Origin of the sequence: Lentzea alba, from assembly GCF_011067745.1 — a bacterium.
Taxonomy (GTDB): domain Bacteria; phylum Actinomycetota; class Actinomycetes; order Mycobacteriales; family Pseudonocardiaceae; genus Lentzea; species Lentzea alba.
Window position 1 is genome coordinate 1 of sequence record NZ_JAAMPJ010000028.1, and the last position, 1586, is coordinate 1586.

Sequence of the window (1586 nt, forward strand, 5' to 3'; positions counted from 1 at the left end):
GGTGCTTCGGGCGGTTAGTATCACAAGGTTCATCATGGGCGCGTTCACACGGGTACGGGAATATCAACCCGTTGTCCATCGACTACGCCTGTCGGCCTCGCCTTAGGTCCCGACTTACCCTGGGCGGATTAGCCTGGCCCAGGAACCCTTGGTCATCCGGCGGACGAGTTTCTCACTCGTCTTTCGCTACTCATGCCTGCATTCTCACTCGCATAGCGTCCACGGCTGGATTACTCCGCCGCTTCAACCGCTACACGACGCTCCCCTACCCATCCCAGCACAAGGCTGAAATGACACAGCTTCGGTGGTGTGCTTAAGCCCCGCTACATTGTCGGCGCAGGACCACTTGACCAGTGAGCTATTACGCACTCTTTAAAGGGTGGCTGCTTCTAAGCCAACCTCCTGGCTGTCTGTGCGACCCCACATCCTTTCCCACTTAGCACACACTTAGGGACCTTAGCTGGCGTTCTGGGCTGTTTCCCTCTCGACTACGAAGCTTATCCCCCGCAGTCTCACTGCCGCGCTCTCACACCACGGTATTCGGAGTTTGGTTGATTTCGGTAAGCTTGTAGGCCCCCTAGACCATCCAGTGCTCTACCCCCGTGGTGAAACACACGACGCTGCACCTAAATGCATTTCGGGGAGAACCAGCTATCACGGTGTTTGATTGGCCTTTCACCCCTAACCACAGCTCATCCCCCAGGTTTTCAACCCTGGTGGGTTCGGGCCTCCACGCGGTCTTACCCGCGCTTCACCCTGGCCATGGCTAGATCACACCGCTTCGGGTCTAGACCACGCGACTCAAGCGCCCTATTCAGACTCGCTTTCGCTACGGCTACCCCACACGGGTTAACCTCGCCACGTAGCACTAACTCGCAGGCTCATTCTTCAAAAGGCACGCCGTCACCCCTAAAGGCTCCGACGGATTGTAGGCACACGGTTTCAGGTACTATTTCACTCCCCTCCCGGGGTACTTTTCATCTTTCCCTCACGGTACTAGTCCGCTATCGGTCACCAGGGAGTATTTAGGCTTAGCGGGTGGTCCCGCCAGATTCACAGCGAATTTCACGAGTACGCTGCTACTTGGGAACACTCTAACGAGATACCAGGTTTTCGAGTACGGGAGTTTCACCCTCTACGCTCACGCTTTCCAGACGTATTCCTCTAACCACAGTATTTTCTGACTCGTTGCCAGTCCGGCAGAACTGACCAAAAGGTCCCACGACCCCGCGAATGCAACCCCTGCCGGGTATCACACAGACGCGGTTTAGCCTCATCCGCTTTCGCTCGCCACTACTCACGGAATCACGGTTGTTTTCTCTTCCTGCGGGTACTGAGATGTTTCACTTCCCCGCGTTCCCTCCACATACCCTATGTGTTCAGGTATGGGTGACCCCACATGACTGGGGCCGGGTTTCCCCATTCGGAAATTCTAGGATCTCAGCTCGGTTGACAGCTCCCCTAGACTTTTCGCAGTCTCCTACGTCCTTCATCGGCTCCTGGTGCCAAGACATCCACCGTATGCCCTTACTAACTTGCTACAAAGATGCTCGCATCCACTGTGCAGTTCTCAAAGAACAATCAGA

Annotated in this window: 1 rRNA gene; it reads right to left on the reverse strand. The window is 55.6% G+C overall.

Annotated elements, in window-relative coordinates:
• Nucleotides 1-1541 (reverse strand): 23S ribosomal RNA (locus tag G7043_RS47420); the annotation flags it as partial.
• Nucleotides 1542-1586 lie beyond the last annotated feature (45 nt).